This window comes from Fibrobacter sp. UWB5, assembly GCF_002210295.1.
Taxonomy (GTDB): Bacteria; Fibrobacterota; Fibrobacteria; order Fibrobacterales; family Fibrobacteraceae; genus Fibrobacter.
The window spans coordinates 85,227-107,189 of record NZ_MWQH01000010.1 but is presented as its reverse complement, the minus strand read 5'-3'; the positions used below and the strand labels follow the sequence as shown (position 1 = coordinate 107,189).

Annotated in this window: 17 protein-coding genes; 3 read left to right on the top strand and 14 right to left on the bottom strand. The window is 52.3% G+C overall.

Annotated features, from left to right (window positions below; genetic code table 11):
* Positions 1–2: 2 nt before the first annotated feature.
* Positions 3–1,253 carry an amidohydrolase gene (locus B7989_RS12580; protein WP_088628821.1) on the bottom strand — a complete coding sequence of 417 codons (1,251 nt, stop codon included), beginning with the start codon at positions 1,251–1,253 and terminating at the stop codon, positions 3–5.
* A gap of 58 nt (positions 1,254–1,311) precedes the next feature.
* On the opposite strand from B7989_RS12580, the gene B7989_RS12575 reads away from it, so the two are divergent.
* Positions 1,312–2,331, top strand: a complete 1,020-nt coding sequence (locus B7989_RS12575; protein ID WP_088628820.1) for a diguanylate cyclase — start codon at positions 1,312–1,314, stop codon at positions 2,329–2,331.
* Between the two features lie 74 nt (positions 2,332–2,405).
* Here the strand turns inward: B7989_RS12575 and hisD are convergent, their stop codons facing one another.
* The 10 genes from hisD to B7989_RS12525 all read right to left on the bottom strand — a co-directional run bounded on the left by hisD (position 2,406) and on the right by B7989_RS12525 (position 16,112).
* Positions 2,406–3,695 carry a histidinol dehydrogenase gene (gene hisD, locus B7989_RS12570; RefSeq protein ID WP_088628819.1) on the bottom strand — a complete coding sequence of 430 codons (1,290 nt, stop codon included), beginning with the start codon at positions 3,693–3,695 and terminating at the stop codon, positions 2,406–2,408.
* 3 nt (positions 3,696–3,698) lie between these two features.
* On the bottom strand, positions 3,699–5,399 hold the full coding sequence (gene cimA, locus B7989_RS12565; RefSeq protein ID WP_088628818.1) for a citramalate synthase: 1,701 nt from the start codon (positions 5,397–5,399) through the stop codon (positions 3,699–3,701).
* Between the two features lie 9 nt (positions 5,400–5,408).
* Entirely contained in the window at positions 5,409–7,571 is a 2,163-nt protein-coding gene (locus B7989_RS12560; protein ID WP_088628817.1) for a polysaccharide biosynthesis tyrosine autokinase, read from the bottom strand.
* A 225-nt stretch (positions 7,572–7,796) separates the two neighbouring features.
* On the bottom strand, positions 7,797–8,441 hold the full coding sequence (locus tag B7989_RS12555) for a nucleoside monophosphate kinase (protein WP_088628816.1): 645 nt from the start codon (positions 8,439–8,441) through the stop codon (positions 7,797–7,799).
* A 57-nt stretch (positions 8,442–8,498) separates the two neighbouring features.
* The gene (locus tag B7989_RS12550; RefSeq protein WP_088628815.1) at positions 8,499–11,039 is read right to left on the bottom strand and encodes an ATP-dependent Clp protease ATP-binding subunit; all 2,541 of its coding nucleotides are present in this window, start codon (positions 11,037–11,039) and stop codon (positions 8,499–8,501) included.
* A 13-nt stretch (positions 11,040–11,052) separates the two neighbouring features.
* Positions 11,053–11,724: an ABC transporter ATP-binding protein gene (locus tag B7989_RS12545; RefSeq protein ID WP_088628814.1), complete on the bottom strand. Its 672-nt coding sequence runs from the start codon at positions 11,722–11,724 to the stop codon at positions 11,053–11,055.
* Positions 11,717–12,964, bottom strand: coding sequence for an FtsX-like permease family protein (locus tag B7989_RS12540; RefSeq protein WP_088628813.1), 1,248 nt, complete (start codon positions 12,962–12,964; stop codon positions 11,717–11,719). The genes B7989_RS12545 and B7989_RS12540 overlap by 8 nt, the downstream gene beginning before the upstream one ends.
* A 6-nt stretch (positions 12,965–12,970) precedes the next feature.
* Positions 12,971–14,476 carry a lysine--tRNA ligase gene (gene lysS / locus B7989_RS12535; protein WP_088628812.1) on the bottom strand — a complete coding sequence of 502 codons (1,506 nt, stop codon included), beginning with the start codon at positions 14,474–14,476 and terminating at the stop codon, positions 12,971–12,973.
* A 59-nt stretch (positions 14,477–14,535) separates the two neighbouring features.
* Complete coding sequence (locus tag B7989_RS12530) at positions 14,536–15,333, bottom strand: hypothetical protein (RefSeq protein ID WP_233144423.1); 798 nt, start codon at positions 15,331–15,333, stop codon at positions 14,536–14,538.
* On the bottom strand, positions 15,330–16,112 hold the full coding sequence (locus B7989_RS12525; protein WP_088628811.1) for a YkgJ family cysteine cluster protein: 783 nt from the start codon (positions 16,110–16,112) through the stop codon (positions 15,330–15,332). The genes B7989_RS12530 and B7989_RS12525 overlap by 4 nt, the downstream gene beginning before the upstream one ends.
* A 152-nt stretch (positions 16,113–16,264) precedes the next feature.
* Here B7989_RS12525 and B7989_RS12520 point away from each other — a divergent pair, with 152 nt between their 5' ends.
* Both B7989_RS12520 and B7989_RS12515 read left to right on the top strand, forming a co-directional pair.
* Positions 16,265–17,650 carry a hypothetical protein gene (locus tag B7989_RS12520; protein WP_144265062.1) on the top strand — a complete coding sequence of 462 codons (1,386 nt, stop codon included), beginning with the start codon at positions 16,265–16,267 and terminating at the stop codon, positions 17,648–17,650.
* 3 nt (positions 17,651–17,653) lie between these two features.
* A complete protein-coding gene (locus B7989_RS12515) occupies positions 17,654–18,904 on the top strand; it encodes a hypothetical protein (protein WP_088628809.1) in 1,251 nt (416 codons plus the stop codon).
* Between the two features lie 70 nt (positions 18,905–18,974).
* On the opposite strand, the gene B7989_RS12510 is transcribed toward B7989_RS12515, so the two are convergent.
* Genes B7989_RS12510 through B7989_RS12500 form a run of 3 tightly spaced genes read right to left on the bottom strand, consistent with a single transcriptional unit; the run spans position 18,975 to position 21,950 of the window.
* Entirely contained in the window at positions 18,975–19,628 is a 654-nt protein-coding gene (locus B7989_RS12510; protein WP_088628808.1) for a hypothetical protein, read from the bottom strand.
* 10 nt (positions 19,629–19,638) lie between these two features.
* On the bottom strand, positions 19,639–20,274 hold the full coding sequence (locus tag B7989_RS12505) for an OmpA family protein (protein WP_088628807.1): 636 nt from the start codon (positions 20,272–20,274) through the stop codon (positions 19,639–19,641).
* A 2-nt stretch (positions 20,275–20,276) separates the two neighbouring features.
* Positions 20,277–21,950 (bottom strand): fimbrial protein, encoded by a 1,674-nt coding sequence (locus tag B7989_RS12500; protein WP_088628806.1) that lies wholly within the window; start codon positions 21,948–21,950, stop codon positions 20,277–20,279.
* Positions 21,951–21,963: the final 13 nt, after the last annotated feature.

Below are 21,963 nucleotides of genomic sequence, written 5' to 3'. Positions count from 1 at the left end.
TCTTATTTTGTTGCGTACTTGCGCGCTTCTTTAATAATATCGTCTTCGCCGTCGACGTGATGATTGCGCATCACAAACTTGCCGTTACAAATCACAGAATGGATGGCACTAGAATCGCCCGCATACACCCAGTTACTCACCAAGTTGTAATTGGGCACAAGGCGTTCATTCTTCAAGTCTAGCAACAAGGCATCCGCCAAGAAATCATCGGCAATCAGGCCCGCCGGGATTCCATAGGCAAGCGCCGTATTCCAAGTCGCCATTTCTAGCGCCTCTATCGCCGGCAGCGATTCCGCCTTGCCAGTTTTCGGTTCCACCTTTGCGAGAAGCGAAACCAACTTCATTTCTTCGTGCATGTCGAGGTTGTTGTTCGACGATGCGCCATCGGTACCAAGGCCCACAAGCACGCCGCTATCCATAAGCGCGTTCACCTTCGGAATGCCACTGCCGAGTTTCAAGTTCGAACACGGATTCAGGATCGCCGCAGATTCCGATTCGGCCATCAGCGACATTTCGTATTCGTTCAAATGAACGCAGTGCGCGCCCACAAAGTTATCGCCGAGGATCCCCCACTTGTCGAGCAATTCTACGGGAGTACAGCCATATTGTTTTTGGCAGTCCTTGACTTCCTTGAGCGTTTCGGACAAATGGGTATGCAAGATATAGTTCTCTTCGCGAGCCACCTTGGCGCAACGCTTGAAAATCTTTTCGCCAACGGTATAAATGGAGTGCGGCATCACGGCAAGCTTCACGCGGTCCGATTCAAAACGGTGATCCTGCAGGAACTTGAAGTTTTCTTCGATATGTTCAGGGGTATCCAGGTTCTCGGCAATCGTCACGCCGATCGCCGCGCGGATTCCCATTTCCTTCACCACCTTCATGGTGACTTCTCGACGCCAATACATGTCCGAGAAAAAAACCGTTCCGGACTTGATCATTTCAAGCACGGCGAGGCGAGACCCGATTTCGATATCCTTGGCCGTGAGCTTCGCCTCGAAGGGCCAAATGTATTCCGTAAGCCATTTCTGGAGAGGCATGTCGTCGGCATAACCGCGCAAAAGCGTCATGGCGGCATGGGTATGACCATTATAAAAGGGCGGCACAATGGCTAAACCATCGCACTTGACAATTTCGGCATTTTCGTAATCGCGGGCAGAAAGAGTACGCCCGACCTTCGAGAATTTCTTCCCCGAAATCAAGATATCCTGTTTTTTACCTTGAAATAGTACGGATTTAAGTATCATTTTTGCCATATTTTTCACCCTTGAAACTGATTTACACGAAAAGTAGAATAATTCGGGAGCGTTTTTAATGGTTTTAGTATATAATTATGGTATGAAGATGGACGAACTGGAGACACTCCCTATTTCAAGAGCCCAATTTCAGAAATTGGACATTTTCAAGAATGTTGCTTTTGAAAGCCTCGCCGGTTATCTTCTCGGGTGCGAAACCATTACCGTAGAACCGGGAACATTACTCATCGACCCGAATCAGCCCAAACGCAGATTGCTGATTTTGCTGGATGGCTTGCTTCAGGTTGTCCTGGAATCCAAGGGCGGTTCTTTTTCCGACACGATTCTCCCCGGCCACTGCGCCGGCGAAATGTCCATCTTCGACAATGTCAAGCCCAGCGCTCAAGTTTTCGCCAAAGAGAAGAGTTCGCTTCTCGTGATTGATGCAGGCACGGCGCTCGCCATGCTTAACGCCTCCCACGATTTGTGCCTCAACTTTTTGCAGTTGCTCAGCAATAGACTGCGCAACAACAACAAAGTCGTCTGCGAAGAAGAATACCACATTCGCTGTATCGAAGAAAACGCGAAAGCGGATTCCCTGACCGGACTCCACAACCGTCGATGGCTCGAAGACATGTATACCCGTGAACTCAAGCGCAGTAACGAAGGCGATTTCCACCTTTCGGCGTTCATGCTCGACATCGACCACTTCAAGAATATCAACGATTCCTACGGGCATATCGCCGGCGACCAGGTGCTCATTGCCGTCGCCAAGTGCATCACGAATTGCCTAAGGCCCTCGGACATGCCCGTTCGTTACGGCGGCGAAGAATTCACCGTATTCCTGCCGAATACCACTAGCGAAAACGCCAAGATCATCGCAGAACGCCTGCGTTCCAGCGTTGAGAAAATGCAAATCGCCCTCTCTTCGGGCGAAGTCATCTCGGTCACCGTCAGCGTAGGCTTTACCGAAAGGCAGCAAGGGGACACCGTCGAAACCATCATCAAGCGCGCCGATGACGCCTTGTACCACGCCAAAGAATCGGGGCGTAACCGCGTATGCCTCAACTTGGGCGAAGACTCCATGTTTCTGTTTTAACAAGGCTCGCCGAACAAGCTTGCAAAAAAAAGACTCCTCAAGCAAGGAGTCTTTCGTATTAAATGTAACTGCGATTACAGGCGCTTCAGCACGGCAGCCGCGTGATGGATAAAGCCTTCTTCGGTAGCGACGGCGGCAATCGCCTTCGCATTCTTCTTGATGGCTTTTTCGCTGTAGCGGATGATGCTCATACGCTTCAAGAAATCGTACACGCCGAGCGGGCTGAAGAAGCGGCCCGTGCCATTGGTAGGCAGCACGTGGTTCGGGCCGGCAAAGTAGTCACCCACCGGTTCGCTGGACCACGGACCGATAAACACGGCACCCGCATTTTCGATCTGGGCAGCCATGGATTCGGCTTCGGCAGTCATCACTTCCAAGTGTTCAGGAGCAATGCGGTTCGCGATTTCCACGCCGTCGAACCAGTCCTTCACCAAAAGGATTCGACCGAAGTTGCCGAGCACCTTTTCGAGAAGTTCACGCTTCGGGGAATTTTCGACCTGGACATCCACGCAGGCGCTAATCATCTGGGCGGTTTCCATGTTGTCGGTAATGCAGATTGCAGCTTCAAAGCCGGAACCATGTTCAGCCTGGCTCAAAAGGTCAGCAGCCACAAAGTCCGGATCGCAAGTGTTGTCGGCCATCACGAGCACTTCGGAAGGGCCTGCCACCATGTCGATATCCACGACACCGAAGACTTCTTTCTTGGCGATAGCGGCAAACACGTTACCCGGGCCCACAATCTTGTCGACGCGTTCCACGATGGTCTTGCCCTTGGCATCCTTCGCACCGTAAGCGAGCAGGCCGATAGCCTGGGCGCCACCGATGTGGTAGACTTCGTCAATGCCGAGTTCCTGAAGCACGAAGGCCACAGCGCGGTTGATTTCACCCTTGATCGGGGTCACCACCACAATGTCCTGCACGCCGGCAACGAGAGCCGGAACCGCATTCATAATCACGGTGCTCGGGTAAATGCCTGCACCACCCGGCACGTAAAGGCCCACGCGCTTCATCGGGCGAATGCGCTGACCGAGAACCACGCCGTCCTTGCCTTCCATGAGCCAGGATTCTTCCATCTGGTTCTGGTGGAAATCGCGCACGTTCTTGATAGCCTGCTTCAGGGCCTTCTGGAGTTCCTTCGGGCACTTGGCTGCAGACTTGGCAATAGAGGAAGCCGGCACGCGGATGTTCTTGCCCTTGAGGCCGTCAAACTTCTGGGCGTATTCAGTCGCCTTGGCAATGCCGCCCTTCTTGATATCGGCAAGAATGTTCATGACCTTGTCATGAATTTCTTTAGACGGGGCAACTTCGCGCCCACAAATGCGTTCGATTTCAGCAGACTTCGGAGTAACTTTTACGATTTGCATGGATTATTTCTTCCTTGAAACACCGGCAAGATTGCGAACCTTGCGGGCAGTCAATTTTTTCGTTTTCGTCGGAGCGGGTTCTTCTTTGGCTACAGGCGCAACAGGCTTTACGTCCAGATGCTTGTAAGCACCTTCAATCACCTTTTCATCGACAAGAATCTTGTAGGTCAAGCCGTCAACGAATGCCATCCAGGACGCTTCGATAATGTTGCTCGAGACGCCGACCACATTCCAGTAGCCCTTTTCGTCGCCGAAGGTCGTCCACACGCGAACGGTTGCATCGGAGGCCACCTTGGATCCCAGCACGCGCACCTTATAGTCGTCCAGCTTGACCTTCGCCATATTCGGGAAGAAGGGCAAGAGCGCCTTACGGAGAGCGGCATCCAAAGCGTTCACCGGGCCGTCACCTTCGCTCACCTGGTGGCTGATCTTGTCACCAATCTGGAGTTTCACGGTGGCCTGAGAAACAGACACACCCTGGGTCGTCTTGTCTTCGATGACGCGGTAGCCCAAGACCTTGAACGGTTCCTGGACCATGCCCAAATGACGGTAAACGAGCATCTTGAAACTTGCTTCGGCGCTGTCGAAATGCCAGCCGGCATTTTCGCGTTCCTTGATGAGCGTCAGGAGCTTGCCCACCACAGGATCCTTCTTGTCGATACCCGGCTTGATAGCCTTGAGTTTTTCGACTACCAGAGAACCGCCCGCCTGGTCGCTCGTGACAAATACGCGGTCATTACCGACAGCATGCGGGTCGATGTGTTCAAAGCTGCGAGACACCTTCATCACGCCATCGATATGGGCACCGCCCTTGTGAGCAAAGGCGGCATCGCCCACATACGGAGCATGCGGGTCACTCGGCAGGTTCACAATCTGGTCAATGTTTCCGCTCAGCTGGCGGAGTCTTGCAATCTTTTTCGCGGCAAAGAACTTGGCGCCCATTTTGAAATGGAGATCGGCAGCGATAGTCGTAAGGTTTGCGTTACCGCAACGTTCACCAAAGCCGTTCACCACGCCCTGCACCATGGTCGCACCGTTCTTGACGGCATAAATGCTGTTGCACACGCCCAGGCCCGAATCGTCGTGGACATGGATTCCAATCGGAGTCGAGACACGCTTCTTGACATCCTTGACAATTTCTTCGAGTTCCCACGGCATGGTTCCGCCATTGGTATCGCAAAGCACGATATAGTCGGCGTGGCCCTTTTCTGCGGCGCGCAAGGTTTCCATGGCATACTCGGGGTTAGCCTTGTAGCCATCGAAGAAGTGTTCTGCATCGTAAATGACTTCTTCGGAGTTTTCCTTGAGGTATGCGACAGAAGACTCGATCATGTCGAGGTTTTCTTCGAGCGTCGTGCGAATCACATCTGTCACATGCAGGTCCCAGCTCTTGCCAAAAATGGTCTTGACCGGGGCACCCGACTTTACGAGAGCCTGCAGCAGAGGATCCTTTTCGGGAATCGTTCCGGGACGGCGCGTAGAACCGAACGCAGCAATCTTTGCATGCTTCAGCTTGACTTCCTTAATCTTCTGGAAGAATTCTTCGTCGGTCGGGTTACTCGGATTGGGCCAACCACCTTCGATATAGTCAAAACCGAAATGGTCCAAAAGGCGTGCAATCTGTAACTTGTCCGCTAAAGACAAACTGATTCTGCGATCCTGGTTACCATCGCGTAGGGTCGTGTCGTAGAGAAAAACTTTCATGAGCTCTAATTACTTTTTCTTTTTGTCTTTGCCGTAATAGCTGTACTTGCCGTAATAGCCGTATCCACCGTAGCCGTAGCCATGGCCGTCGGATTCGCAATGGTTCATTACAAATGCGCGCGGCTTGCCTTCGCAGCAGCGGTCAAGCTTCATCATGGATTCCTTGATCTGGTCCATCGTATGCTTGCCGTAGTGGAGCACGAACAGGGCGAAATCAACAATCGGGTAAATCAGTTCGGAATCCGTCACCAGTTCCAGAGGCGGCGTATCCACAATCACAATGTCAAACTTGGCCTTTGCTTCATCCAAAAGATTCTTGAAATTATCACCGCGCAAGAGTTCGCTCGGCGACACATCGGTCTTGCCGGCACCAAGCACATAAAGGTTCTTGGTAATGGAATCGGCAACCGCGCTATCCAAGGAGCAATGGCCCGAAAGCACATCGCCAAGGCCCTGCTTGTGATGACTATACACCACACCGCGGCGCATGTCGGCATCGATGAGCAAGGTCTTTTTGCCAGAACCCGCAAAGAGTGCAGAAACGTTCTTGGAAACAAAGGACTTACCCACGCCAGGCACCATACCGGTCACCATCATCACGCGCATGTCAGACGTTGCAAATTCAATAGCCGTATACAGGGAACGGAGCGCTTCGCTGGAGGGCGAATCAGGATCGTCTTCCACAAGGGGCTTGGTATTCTTACCCTTGTTACGCTTCGAAAGAATTGCATTTTCAGCCTTCGGAATTTTGGCGTAAACGCTAATGCCCGTTTCGCGTTCGATTTCAAGAGAACTGCGGACTCCGCGCTTGGTCATCTGCAACAGGTAAATCAGCAAGGCACCCAGCAAGAATGCACCACCCACGCAAGCGAGGAAGATCATCTTCTTGTTCGGCTTAGAGGGTCTGCGTTCAATCTGGGCGTAGTCCACAATACGGACGTTACCGACTTCACCGGCACGCACCACGCGAAGCTGCTGGATATTGTTAAGCATAGCCGTATACTGGGCGTTGTTCACAGCCACTTCTTCCTGCAAGCTCATCACGTCCTGCTGGGTACGCGGCATGTTTTCGGCAGACTTCTTCAAACGGGAAAGTTCCGAACGCAAACGGCTTTGCTGTTGCATAATCGTCTGGACAGCCGGGTGTTCTTCCTTGAACAAACGAGTCGCTTCCTGGCGCTGCTGTTCCAATTCCAGAACCTGCTTTTCCAGTTCGGAAACCTTTTCCAAGTGGACCCTGGTTTCACCCGTCATATCCACGGAGCCGATCTTCAAACGGTAATCCGCCAATTTCTTTTCGGCCGTATCAAGCTTGGCCTTCACGCCCGGAAGCTGTTCTTCTAGGAATTCCAAAGTCTTTTCAGCTTCGGCACTACGCATTTCCACATTCTGGCGCAGGTAGATATTTGCAATCGTATTCAAGACAGAAGCAGCCTTGTCTGCATAGCGGTCCGTGTAAGACACACCGATGATACCCGTCTGCTTACCCTTTTCGCCAACATCGAGCTTTTTGACCAGGCCTCGGACTGCATCCAGCGGTTCGGACTGGGCAAGCACAAAGAGCTGACCGGGCCTTGCAAGCAGGTGCTTGACATTGATTCTAAGAGTATCGCCACCATAGGGAGCGGCAAGAGCCTCGCCCACCTTGCCCTGCAAAAGCTTTACGCCTTCGGGGGTATAAACGGCAAATTCGTTTTCGCCAACCACTTCGGCAGTCCACTTTTCGATACGGGCAATTTCAGGAATATAAAGGTCTTCAAGGTCCATGCGGCCTTCCTGATGGAGCAAGCGGTCGATGGCGCCCTTCGGGTAGGCATTAAAGCAAAGACGTTCCTGTTCAACAACATAGGTCAGAACCATACGGCTCTTCAAAAGCTCGATTTCGGCTTCGGCAGGAGAAGCGACATCCAAAAGGGCACCCATTTCGCCCATGGCCTTACCCGCCTTGTTACCCTTCACATCAATCTGCAAAAGGGCATCGCTCGTATACTGCGGGCGCATCCAGTTCGAAGCCAGGAAACCTGCCACACAGCCGAGAACGATACAACAAGCCAAAAACAGCTTATGCTTCAAGAGCAAGCTCAAGACTTCGAGGATATCGATTTCGTCTTCGTCCTTGTGCTTTGCAGAAGAAGTAGAGCCTGTAGAATTATACTGATTATTCGGTTCCATTTTCATCCTTTCTTGTTCTTCAATTACAAAAATAGAAAATCGTCAATGAGCAAGAAAAAGCGTTTACCGATTTAGAACAAAAAAAGACCGCGGATTTTCCACGGTCTCTTTAAGCTTTGGGGCTTGAGTCCAATTACTTCTTTTTGGAAGCGTTGCGCTACTTCGTAGCGCAAGCCAATCGGCTCGGTCATGCCGGCAAGCAAGCTTGCCGTCGCGACGCTCGCCTTACTTGGCTTTCTTAGCCGGAGCCTTCTTCTTGGCTGCGGGCTTCTTTGCGGAGGCCTTGCAGAACTTCACGTAGGCAGCGAGAGTGTCGCAGAACACTTCGTCCGGAGTGTTGTCGCCGTTGATGCGGCTGATGATGGACTTGCTGTACTTGCCAAGCACCTTGGCGGTGGATTCCTTGTACACCTTGAGGCGGTTCTTGATCACGGCTTCGTCGGCGTCATCCTTACGGCCTTCGATCTTGGCGCGGTTCAGGAGGCGTGCCACGATGGTCTTTTCGTCCTTGATGTCGAGCACGAAGATGTGCTTCACGTCGACCACGGATTCGATGAGCTTGACCTGGGCAACCGTGCGAGGAATACCGTCGAGGAGGAGGGTATCCTTATCCGGATTTACCTTGTTCGTATTGATGAGGCCTTCGATGAAGCGGCCGAAAATTTCGACAGTGGCTTCGTCCGGAACCAGGAGGCCCTTGCTGGAATAAGAAGCGAGAAGCTTGCCGGATTCACTGGAAGGAGCAATGCCACGGAAGATGTCACCCGTGGAAATGTGCTTGAGGGACGTGGTAGCAGCGAGCTTTGCGCCGACGGTACCCTTGCCGGAACCCGGTGCGCCAAAGATAAGAACTGCAGGAATTTTAGCCATTGTATAACCTCTTGGGTTTAGTGTTGAAATTCGGGGTCAAATATAGTTAAAATCAATTTAACTTGGAAGAGCCTCTGACGTGAACTTGAGCTTGTTGTTTTCGACATCGATCGAAATTGTCGTAAAGTCCTTGTAGATTCCAAGCAGCAAGCCTTCGGCAATTTCGTCTTCGACTAGGTTCTGGATGGAACGGCGAATCGGACGAGCGCCCAGCGCAGAATCGTAGTTGTGCGAAACGATGAATTCCTTGGCGGCTTCGGAAACTTCCAAAAGGATTCCGCGTTCGGACAAGTTCTTCTGCAAGAAGGTCAGCTGGATGTCTACGACAGAGGAAAGGTCCTTCTTGGTCAGCGGACGGAACACGATCTGTTCGTCGACTCGGTTCAAGAATTCCGGAGAGAACACGCGCTTGACTTCTTCACGGATGGCAGTTTCCATACGTTCGTAGTCGTCGGTCTCGCCCATCTTGGTGAATCCCATGCCCGAACTGTGGCGCACTTCGCGGGCACCCGCATTACTCGTCATGATAATGATGGTGTTCTTGAAATTGATTTTACGGCCATAGCTATCCGTAAGGATACCGTCGTCCAGAATCTGCAAAAGCAAATTATAGATATCTGGATGGGCCTTTTCGATTTCATCCAGGAGAACCACGCAATAGGGGCGCTTGCGCACTTTTTCGCTGAGCTGGCCCCCGTTATCTTCGAAGCCTACGTATCCCGGAGGCGCACCGATCAAGCGGCTCACGCTATGCTTTTCCATGTATTCGCTCATGTCGATACGGATCATGGAATCTTCGCTGCCGAACAGGCTCTGACTAAGAACCTTTGCAAGTTCCGTCTTACCCACACCTGTGGGGCCGAGGAACAAGAAACTGCCCATGGGGCGCTTGGTGTCGCGAATGCCTGCGCGGGTACGGCGAATGGCCTTCACTACAGCATCTACAGCCTGGTCCTGGCCAATCACGCGTTCCTTGATTTCGTCGCCGAGCTTCAGGAGCTTCTGCGTTTCTTCACCAGCGAGGCGGCTCACCGGAATACCCGTCATCTTGCTGATGCAATCGCGAATTTCGTTTTCGTCGACAATCGGGAAATCCGCCGAATCTTCCTTGTTCAAGGCTTCGCGGCGTTCGGCGATGCGGTTTGTCAATTCTTCAATCTTGTCGCGGAGGGTGGCAGCCGTTTCGTACTGCTGATCGGCGATGGCCTCTTCCTTCTTTTGCATGGTCACGGCAAGTTCGTCTTCCATTTCCTTGAGGTCTTGCGGCGTACGGATTGAATTCAAGCGCACGCGGGCACCGGCTTCATCGAGCACGTCAATGGCCTTGTCCGGCAGGAAACGGTCGGTAATGTAGCGTTCGGCAAGCGTCACCGCCGCACGAATGGCTTCGGGCGTGTAATGCACCTTGTGGTGCTGCTCGTACTTCGGGCGAAGTCCTTCCAGAATCTGGATAGAATCTTCGGAATTAGGCGGATTCACGACAATCGTCTGGAAGCGGCGTTCAAGCGCAGCATCTTTTTCAATGTACTTGCGGTATTCATCGATCGTCGTGGCTCCGATGCACTGGAGCTCGCCTCGGGCGAGCGCCGGCTTAAAGATATTGCTGGCATCAAGGCTACCTTCGGAACCGCCCGCGCCCACAATCGTATGCAATTCGTCGATAAAGAGAATCACCGAGTTGTCCACGCGCTGGAGTTCCATAATCAGGCCCTTCACGCGTTCTTCGAACTGGCCGCGATACTTGGTGCCTGCCACCATGGCGGCCACGTCAAGCGTCACCACGCGCTTGTTCATCAAGAGTTCCGGAATCTTCTTCTGGACAATCTTCTGGGCTAGACCTTCAATAATCGCCGTCTTGCCCACGCCCGGTTCACCGATAAGCGCCGGGTTATTCTTTTTGCGGCGGCAAAGAATCTGGATCAAGCGTTCAATTTCGCGACCGCGACCGATAATCGGGTCGAGTTTGCCCTGCTTGGCAAGCGCCGTCAAGTCGCGACCGAAGTGATCGAGAATCGGAGTCTTGGAACGGCTCTGGCTACGCACCTGCTGGCGCGTGTCGCCACCGCGGCCCTGTCCCATAAAGCGGTCATCGTCTTCGGCATATTCACCGTCTTCGCCAGAAGGCTGGCCATTCATGGCTTCGCGCTTGATTTGCTGCAGAGTACTTTCAAAATTTTCGTAAGTCACGCCGAAGGTTGAAAGCGTGCCTGCCGCCGGAGATTCGGCCTGCTGCAAAATGGCAAGCATCAAGTGTTCCGGGCCAATATACTGGTCGCCTTCTTCTTTTGCAATTTTAGCGGCATTAAAAAGGGCCGCCTTACAGCGAGTCGTAAAAGAAAGCAACGCACCGTGAGCATCGCCCACAGTCATAATGCCACCGTTCGTTGTCAACGAGCGCTGTACATTTTCACCAAGTTCATTCAAATTGATTTTGAGAGCGCGCAAGGTTTCGGCTGCAAAGCCGGAATCTTCGCGGACAAGGCCGAGCAGCAAATGCTCGGTCGTAACGCTGTCGCTGCCCAAGTTACGGGCCGCAATTCTTGCCGCCTGCAATACGGCCTTTGCTTTCTTCGAAAAAATACCGTTGATATCTGACATATTTCTCCTTAAGCTACTGAATGACGCCGCCGTGCATCACGACACGCCTTTTGGCAAAGCTAGCCAATTTTTCGTCGTGCGTCACAATCAGGAAAGCCTGATTAAACTTTTCGTTGAGTTCACCAATCAATTCATTCAGCATTGCGGAATTGGCTTCGTCCAAGTTACCGCTCGGTTCATCGGCCAACACCAGGTCCGGATGGTTCATGAGCGCGCGGGCAATGGCCACACGCTGGCGTTCACCACCGGAAAGTTCACGCGGCAAATGCTTGAGGCGGTCCTTCAGGCCCACCGTTTCCAAAAGCATGGCGGCACGTTCCTTGCATTCCTTTTCAGACGTTCCGAGAATGCGGCCCGGCACGCAAACGTTTTCAATCGCCGTAAATTCGCTCAACAGGTGATGGAACTGAAACACGAATCCCACCTGCACGCGGTGGTAACGGTCACGTTCTGCATCGTTGAACTTGGAAAGGGCCTTCCCCTTAAAAAGGATTTCGCCAGACGTCGGCGTATCGAGCATACCCACCAAATTCAGGAACGTTGACTTACCCGAACCCGAAGAACCCGTGAGGGCCACGAGTTCGCCTTCTTCCATGGAGAAATTCACGCCCTTCAAGATTTCGAGCTTTTCACCCGTCTCGGAGAATTCACGACGGAGGTCTACAGTCTGCAACAAACTATTCATGTCTAATGGCCCCCACCGGATCCAAGCGGCTAGCCTTCCATGCCGGCAACAAAGTCGCCAGAACGCAAAGCGCAATGCCAATTACAAAAATCAAAATCACATCAACAACATGCACCGAAATCGGGAAGTACGGAATCACGTAGACATCGCCCGGGAGCTTGATGAAGTGGTAGGCCTCTTGCAACTTGCAAAGTACAAGGCCGATCGTACCGCCGACAATCGTACCGCCCACGCCAATAAAGCTGCCCATGAGCATAAAGACGCGCATAATGCCCGCCTTGCTAAAGCCCATGCTGCGGAGGATTCCGATTTCCTTGGTCTTGTCGATTACCACCATGATCAGGGAGCTGATGATATTGAATGCAGCCACCAGAATAATCAAGCAAATCACCGCCGCCACAATGAACTTTTCGTAGTTCATCCACTTGAGCAGCGTGATGTTTTTCGTCTTCCAGTCCATGGCATAGTACGGATAACCGAGCCAAGAGGCCAGGCTATCTACCGCTTCGCCCGCAAGCCAATGGTTATTCAGGCGGAACTGAATGCCTGTAACCACGTCGTCGAGACCAAGCAATTTCTGGAGTTCCGGAATGCCCACGTAAGCGAGGTTGCCATCGTATTCGTAGGTACCCGTTTCGAAGATGCCGCTCACCACGCACATCATCATCTTCGGGCCACCGCTTGTAACCATGGCATCGGGGCTCTGGAAAGTCTGCAGCACCAGCTTATCGCCGACCACCACACGAAGCCTATTGGCAAGGCCCGAACCGAGAATGATGCCCGGGCGCAAGGTCCCGCTCAAGTCTTCGAGACTGTCGACCGAATAGTTTCCCCACTTGATGTATTTGTGGATATCGGTCACGCCCTTCGCGGTTTCGGTGTCAATACCGTAAATGACAATGCCGTCATTTACCTTTTTGGAACTGACTCCCACCTTGTAAATAATAAACGGAGACGAGGCGACCACGCGCGAATCACGGGCGCGCACTTCTTTAATGAGGCTGTCGTAAGGCGCAATGAAATCGCCATTGTAAGCCATCACTTCGAAGTGAGCGTCTTTACCAATCATCTGCGCAGTGACTTCTTCTTCGAAACCATTTACTGCGGCAAGGGCCACCACAAGCGCAAAAACGCCGATGGAGACACCAAGCATACTGAAGATGCCGATAAGCGAAACGAAGAGACTCTTACGTTGAGCCCCCAGGTAACGCCAGGCAATGAGCCATTCCAATTTATTCATCGATAATTAGGTCTCCGGCTTCATGAGCGGGAAGAGCTGCACGTCGCGGATGGTCTGCTGGTTCGTGAGGAGCATGACCATGCGGTCGATACCGAAGCCCACGCCACCGGTAGGCGGCAGGCCAGATTCAATGGCGTGCATGAAGTTTTCGTCCATCGGGTGGGTTTCGCCTTCGCCACCGCGGCCGCGGCGCACCTGGTCTTCCAGGAGCTCACGCTGACGGATGGGGTCATTAAGTTCGGTATAGGCGTTGCCCAGTTCCCAGCCATTAGCGTAGGGCTCGAACTGTTCGATAAGGCCTTCGATGGTACGGTGCTTCTTGCAGAGCGGAGTACTTTCGGTCGGCATATCCTTGATGAAGGTCGGCTGGATGAGCTTGTCTTCCACGGTGAGCTCGAACAGTTCGAGGATACCGCGGCCGCGGCTGAATTCGCCATCCAGGTGTCCGCCGAGTTCTTCCATCTTGGCCTTGATTTCGTCGTCGCTCATTTCGTTGACCTTCAGGCCGCCGAACTTTTCGATGGCTTCAATCATGCTGTAGCGGGGCCACGGGGCCTTGAAGTCGATTTCCTTCCCCTGGTATTCAATCTTGGTGGTGCCGTTGGCGGCAATGCAGGCGCGTTCGTAGATATTTTCGAAGTGCACCATCATGTCGTTGTAGTCAGCGTAGGCTTCGTAGAATTCGAGGCCGGTGAATTCCGGGCTATGGGTGCGGTCCATACCTTCGTTGCGGAAGTTCTTGCTGAACTCGAACACCTTTTCCATGCCGCCCACGATGCAGCGCTTCAGGTAAAGTTCCGGAGCCACGCGCAGGTAGAGCGTCATGTCGCAGGCGTTGTGGTGCGTGGTGAACGGACGGGCGTTCGCGCCGCCGTAAATCGGCTGGAGCGTCGGAGTTTCGACTTCGATGAATCCCTTTTCGATGAGGTATTCGCGGATAGCCTGCAGAATCTTGAAACGCTTGATGAACACGTCCTTCACGTCGTCGTTCAAGGCCATGTCGATATAGCGCTGGCGGTAACGGGTATCCACGTCGGCAAATTCGTTGAACACCACCTTGTTGCCGTTCTCGTCCACCTTTTCCTTGGCCACCGGAAGCGGGCGCACAGCCTTCGAAAGCATGGTCACCTTCTTCACGTGCACGGAGTATTCGCCCGTCTGGGTTTCGAACATGGTACCGTTCACGCCAATAAAGTCACCGAGGTCGGTCATCTTCACGATTTCATAGTTTTCTTCGCCCACTTCGTCACGGGCGACCACCACCTGCAAGCGGCCATAACGGTCCTTGAGGTGCATAAAACACATTTTGCCCTTACGGTTGAAGCGAACCACACGGCCAGCGAAAGCAATACTTTCGCCAGAAGCCATCAGGGCTTCCTTATTTTCTTTCAAAACCTTGGAATCATGCGTACGGTTGAACTTGTGCGGATAAGCCTCCACACCCATTTCCTTGAACTTGTCAAGCTTCGCGAGGCGAGCCTGCACCTGGTCATTCATGTCTTGCATTGCCATATTGATCTAATCCTGTGACTTAGTCACGTGAAATTTTGAACAATGCAAAGATAGAAAAACTACAATTCCCCGTGGCGACGCATTTTACGGATATTAAGCGGTAAAACTTGATTATGCCACTTAATCCACTCGTCGTAATAGATGTACTGGCGTTCGCGGCGCCTAAAGTTACAGCCATGCACAATGCGACGGCCATTCTTGATTTCGACCGGAATCGCGATATGCAGGCATTCATGGTACACGACTCCGGCCACGGCATATTCCGGGCAGTTGGCCGCATCGTAGCCCTTGCTGATGCTGATCAAATGGAATTCTTCGCCGGTTACGGGATCCTGGCGGACCGAATGGAAACTGAGTCCGCCCACGCGATTGCTCCAGGTGATGCGGCAAGTTAATTTGTCTTCAAAATAAGTGCTATTGATTGCGGCAAGCACATCATTCAAGTTGTGATACTTCCCCTGCGGCTTAATGGGCGGAAGGCGGCCCTTGCTCGACAAGGATTCATCGCCTCGATCAGAGAGGATCTGTTCCACCAGCGTCCAAAAACGGCTGACTAAATCCTTGATAATAGCCTTGTTCTTGGCCGTCTTGCGTTTGATGGCATGTTCCGCCCACTCGGCCGCCAATTCACGCGCCGGGGCAAATTCCGCATCCTTCATGTAGGCAGGCAAAATCACCTCGGGGTGCCCAAACAGCACTCCCCCCTTACAACGGATACTCTTCTTCAATTGGGAATTGTACTTGAAATGCACCAGCCCGTTCTGCGAAACCGAAGCCGGCACTTTCGGCTTTGCCGGTTTCTCGGGAGAATCGGAATTGTTCCCGAACAGGTCTAATTGCATTCCAAACAAATTCATTCTCTATTTTCGCCTATCAGGCCTTCGAAACGGTTTACCGCCAAAAGTCCGCCAAAATAGCTTTCGGGCAAATCCAATAGGGCGTAATGTTCCGATATTCCGTACACGGCATCTTCGATGCTGTCCGGCAAATAAACAATATAGCTATCGTTCTCGGGCGTCTGCAAATGCTCCGGGGTGCAAAACTTCGGGTCCGTTTCGCTAAAATACATGCGGCAAGACACCGGACGCAACGGATACACCGTGCAATCCCCCTTTTTGTCCGAGAACGGGCAGGGGTTCCAGGCGCTAAAATAGTCGTGCAGGGCCTTGTCTTCGGCATAATCGTCCAAATCCATCTGATCAGGAACACCGCCTTCGGCCCTTCTCGTCTCAAAAAATTTACTGAAAAGCGACGACCTTACCTGGCAAGCTTCCATGATATCCAAGAGGTCATTCCGCCCCCGGAGGTCGCAATACAATGTCACCAGCTCAAAAGGTTCTACCGACATCGGGTAATGATGGCAGCAGTTTCCGCAAGCGGGCCTGCATTGGATCGGGCGCGGTTGCTGCGGCAAAACCGCTTCCAAATACTCCGAAAAAAGCCTGTGGTATTCCCGCGTAAAATCCTTGATTCGAGGGAGTTCTTCGAGAAGATTGTCCGGACCTATCGCCGATTCTCGCCCCAAAGATGCAGCAATCGCATCTAGGCGATCTCTTTCCGCCCTCAAAAGGGTTGCAAGGCGCATTTCCGCTACACGAAACGCCTTTGTCGGAAAATACTCTCGATAAGATTCCATACTACAAAGATAGATATTTTACCAAATTATGAAAAAACAGCCCTAAAAACCCGCGATTATCGAAAGAATTTCAAAAAACCTCACAAAAAACAGATTATAGATGTCTTTTTGTAAGAATAATGTTATCTTTTAGGAAAATGGGAAAAAGTGTCATGAAAAACGTACGTAAATCCAAATTTTTATGGGCTTCGGCATTTATAATTTCTTTGGGGATTGCCGGATGCAACATCTTTAACCCGACTGAAAGCATTAACATCAAGGACGGCGACGCGGATGCCCTCACCTACGAAGGCTACAAGAAAATCCGCAGCAACGAATACTCCGAAGCCGAGAATTATTTCAATAAGGCCATTGCCGCCGACTCTAACCATTCTCAAGCCTGGTTCGGACTCATGAAGGCGACTCTGAACCGCATGTTGAACGGCACCCAGGAAACCAACGTATTTTCGCTTCTTGCCTACGTAAATTCAAGCCGCGATTCCAAGGTTCCTTTCTCGGGCATGTCTGACGAAGTTGCCGGACAACTCCAGACAACCATCGATTCCGTAAACGTCATTGCAGACGCCTTTATCGAACGAGACAAGAGCGGAAAAACCGACGGCATCGTAACCTACAAGACGATTTCTGAAGGCTACATGGTTCTCCAGATGATGAAGACCATGCTCGTGTTAAGAAAGACGACCAAGGGTATGGATGGCTGTTCCCTGAAAAAAGGCGAAGAAAACTCTTGCGACATGGCTTCCGTTTTGAACAACCTCAAGAATGACCCGGCCGAAACCGTGGAATCGTTCAACGCGGTCTTCAAGACTTGCGAAGAAAGCCCCGAAAGCATGACCAAGATGTTCGACAGCTACCTGCAAGGCTTTGACAACCTGAAGGACGAAGCCCAGCGCTCTGCCGTGAGCAGCATGTGTGGCGCTCTGGCCCAAGAAACCGAAGAAGCCAAGAATAACGAAGACCAGCAGACCAAGACTTTGAACATCATCATCGGCCAGTTCGGCTACAGCGACATTCTCGATGACGATGGCGACGGATGCGTCGACGAAGAACTCTACGACGGCGAAGACAACGACGGCGATGGCGAAATCGACGAAGACGTGAGCGACAAGACGAACGAAATCGAATACGACAACGACATGATTCTCAAGAATGTCGCTGCCGGAAAGACCGCCATCAAGGACCTCCGCGTGGTCAAGAGGGCTGCACCGAACGAGAAGTACACCACCGTTGATATCGACATGAACGGCAAGACGGTTTCCGAAACCAATAGCGAACTCGATCGCGAATGGAAGTTTATCTATCCCGAATACAAGAACCGCGTAGCCGCTGGCGACCACCGCTTCGTCTTTGCAGCCGGAATCATTTTCAATCCGGAAAACCTGCCCTTCGAAGAATACGACGCCTACAAGAGGGCTGTTGCCAAGGATACCCATTATCCCCCTGCCTACGATCTCGCTTTCCGAAAGAAGTACATCGGCGGATGCTGGGTAAACTACAACGAGCAGCGCTTTATGCAGTGGTTTGAAGGGAGGAACTAAGCGATGAAAAAGATTCTGTTTTTCTTGATTTTTGTACTTGCAGTCGCCTCTTTTGCGGCCAAGGCCCCGACGCACCACTCCCTACGTGCCGAAGCCATGGGTAACGCCCATGTGGCCCTTGTAGACGACAAGGAAGCCATCTACTTCAACTACGCAGGCTTAAGCCAGATTAACCGTCTGGGCAACTACGAAATGCGCCCGGAACAAGGTTACTATCCCCGCAACTTCTTGGGCGACATGCGCTTGAACTTGGGCGGCGCAGGTCCGTTCGAAACCTATTTTTCGACCTACAACGTGGCCAAGGACTTGCAGAAGATTTACAAGAACGCAAGAAACTACGCCAATGATAACGGTCTAAGCCAGTCAAACGTGCTCCTAGACACTCTCGCAGCCCACCCCGAACTGGTACACAAGCTGAACAATTATGACCACAAGTACCTGACCATGAAAATCAAGATGGATGCCGAAATGGCATTCCACGGATTCGGCGGTGCAATCTGGGTTGACGGTAATGTCGCCCCTTACCTGGACGGAGGCCTTATTCTTCCGTTCCTCGCCATCGATACCTTCTACGTCGACGGTGTGGCTCAGGCCGGTATCTCGTACGGATTCACCAACAACCTCTCTGTCGGTTTGGGTGTCAAGATGGCCAAGCGCCAGAAGGTCGAAATGATTACCGTGGACGTCTTGAACTACGACGCCCTGCAAGATACTCTTGAAGACCGCTACCACGATGTCACCGACAACATTTTCGACTTCAAATCCGTTTCTGCCGGTATCGACTTGGGCGTGCTCTACCAGCTCACCCGTGAATTCAGAGTCGGCGCATCGCTTCGTGATGTCTACTTTAAGGAACTGGCCGGCGACAAAATCACGCCGAACTTTACCGCCGGTTTCAACTACAGCCCCCGATTCTTCAACAAGAACACCGGTTACGCCCGTAAGTTCAATATCGCTTGCGACTATGCCGACGCATTCAGCAACGAAAAAAACTACAAGGTATTCTCTCACCTGAACATGGGTCTTGAAGTCGAGCAGAACTTGCTTGCATGGCCGGGCTACAACAACGAAATCCGCGCCCTCGCCTTGCGCCTTTCGGGCGGTTTCAAGGGCGGCTACCCCTCTGCCGGTTTCGCCATCGAAGCCCTGCGCTTCATTACGGTCGAATTCGCTACCTGGGCAGAAGAACTCGGCTACTACACCGGCCAGGACGAAGAACGAATCTACATGGGCCAGCTGAGCATCGGTTTCTAATCGCTCACACCCCAAAATTTAAAAGAGCTCCTCCGGGAGCTCTTTTTTATCGTCAAACTTATTTTGTGACTTATTTTTTGTCTTGAGGAACGAGGCGTTCCACCACACGGAACAAGTCGTTATAAATTTCGAGGAAGTCTTCGATCCAAATCGGGTCGCGCTCGCCCACCACATGGAAGGTCTCTTCGAGCGTATGCAAGGCGTTGTACGGGCCGACCAGGCTTCCTGCGGGCTGTACCGAGCCGTGGTACAAATCGGTTGCCACCAAGCGGGCACGAAAACTACGCCTTAAGCGGGCAATGAGCGCTGTACGGAGAGCCAGAAGCTCGTCGTGGGCCTGCAAGAGCTGGCCTTCGCGGATCCAGCCTTCCACCAGGTTCAAGCGGCGGATCGTCGATTCACGTTCCGTAGAAGGCACCAGCTGGCGTTTTTCAAGCAGCGTCTGCTTCAATTTGGCAGACATGCCCAAAAGCATTTCCGCATTCCAGAAAACCATGGGATTTTCGGAAAACCGTTCAGACGAATCGACTCGCGGAGTATGCGTCTTGATCCAGCGATCCAATTTATCGGCCACCATGTTCGCTTCAGGAAGCCTATCGACCGCCAGATATTCTCCGGCACGATTCAGCAGGTTTTCGGCATAGACCATACGCCAATGGGGCAGCTTTCCGCTCTTGCGGATAGCATCGATTCCCGTACGCAATGTTTCCAAGCGTTCCTGCATAAAAGCCTAACTATTCCTGCGTCATCTTCTGGAGCGGAGTTACACCGATTTCTACGCGACGGTTCAAACGGCGGTGTTCTTCGCTGTCGTTCGGGTACTTGGGCATGTGTTCGCCAAAGCCTGCAGCAAAAAGCCTGTCGGGCGGGAACCCTTGCGCAATCAAAGTCTTGACCACGTTCACGGCACGTTCGGTAGAAAGGTTCCAGTTGGTATAAGTCTTGGACTTCACCGGAGTATCGTCGGTAAAGCCACTCACCATAATCACATCCGTAGAATCAAGAGCTTCCAGAAGGCCCTTGCTAATGCCGCGAATCACGCCCTCGCCTTCTTTGGTAAGGTCTGCACCGTTAATCGGAAATAAGAACGAAGCCTGAATCTGAATCTTGCCGTCTTCGAGAGCAATGAGCCCCGCCTCGATGGAGGTCTGCAAGCTCTTGGACAAAAGCGCATTGCGTTCTGCCGCAATTTTACGCATCTGTTCCTGGCAAGTCAAGACTTCTTCTTCGGTACGGGTCAGGTCTTCGGCCTTTTGTTCCTTCAGGGTCGCCATCGCCACAAACGCAAGGATGAACAACGAAACCAGGGCAACACCCAAGTCCGTGTACGCCATCCAAGGATTGCTGTTTTCGTCTTTCTTAAAGCGCATGCTTAGCCCTCGACCTTAGGCTGCTGAACGGCAGAACGTTGAGTCTGTTCCAAAACTTCGAGCAATATTTCCTGCGTCTTGACGGCGTTTTCCATAAGCACTTCGCTGGCGCGTTCGTGGAAGGCTTCCAGAGACTGGTTGAGGTGTTCCACAAAGCTTTCTTCGTCGTCGCGTTCTGCGGTATCGCCCGAGAGCTTTTCCAAAATCGTTTCGAGGCCGGCGCGCAGCATTTCGAGGTTCGCACTGAGTTCGGACTGGTTCACGCGCATGAGTTCCGCGGTTTCCACGATGTTGCCGCCCAAGGCGTCGGTTGCTTCCTTTTCCTTGACCACGCGGTTGTCAATGCTTTCGGTAAGGGCCTTCTGGGCTTCAAGCAGCACGGCAGAGGTTTCGGAAAGTTTCTGGAATGCGCCGAGAATATCCGAAGAAAGAGCAGAAAGTTTTTCGGCAACAGAATTGCTGAGTTCGGCAGAACCGGCCTGAGCCTTTTCGGCCACCTGCAAGGCCACGTTCTTGAGGGTTTCGAGACCTTCTTTCTGGCTGTCCACATTGGCAGAAGTTTCAGCGGCAAGGCGTTCCATGAAGGATTTCCACTGTTCGCCAGACTGTTTGACCTGATCGGCCACGGCGGCGGCCACATTCTTCGTCGAATCATTCATGGCCGATTCCGTTGCAGAAGCAACGCCTTCGAGAGAAGCCTTGAGCGTCGAAGAAATACCGTTCAACTTTTCGTCGAGCTTGCCCGGGATCGATTCCACAGAAGCAGAAAGCGTCTTGATGTTCTGTTCCATCGGAGTGAATGCACCGGCCAAGGAATCCTTGACAGAGGGGCCCAAGTTTTCGACAGCCTTGTTCATGTTCTGCGAAACATTGGCAAGAGATTCGTTCAACTTCGTCGTCATGGCAGAAAGTTCATCACCCACCATGGCGACAACGCCAGAGAGGCCATCCTTTACAGAAGAGGCCACGACAGCCAAATTCTTTTCGACAGAATCAAACAGGCGTTCGAGTTCCGTCTGGGCCTGGGCCTCTTCGCTGCCATCGCCGGCAGCACCCTGCAAGTCAAGCGTCAGGGCATCGAGGCGTGCCACAAAGGCATCACGGGCAGAAACCATCATGTTGCGGCTAGCATTCAAAATCAAGGCAGCAAACAAGCCACAAAGGCTCGTGCCAAAAATACCCTTCATGTTCTGGAACAAGAGCTGGATGGTATCGAGCGTGCCCTGCGTCGTGGAATTGTCGATTGCACCGCCGGCCGTTGCCACAGAATACATAAGACCAAAGAACGTACCCATCAAGCCAAGCAGAATCACCGTACCGCCGGCACTCTTCGGAACTGCAATTTCAACGCTGTTCGAAAGCACTTCGTAGGCCATCGAAGAATCGAGGCGGATGTTCTTGGCGAGCAAGTTACGGGCAAGAGCCACGCGCTTTGCAACCACGCCATCGCCAGTCACATAACCACCACGCTTTTCGCATGTTTCAAGAATATCCGTTTCGGTGGCAATCTGCTTCACCATCTTGAGAGCGACAAGTTGTTCTCCGATAAACACGGCAAAAATGGCCGCCATGATAATCCAGCCAAAGAGCGGAGCGCCAAAATAGAAGGCGGCGACCACAAGGGCAAGGAGTCCTACGATGGTAAGCGCTAAAATTATCTGGAATGCATTTTTCATTTCATACCTGCAT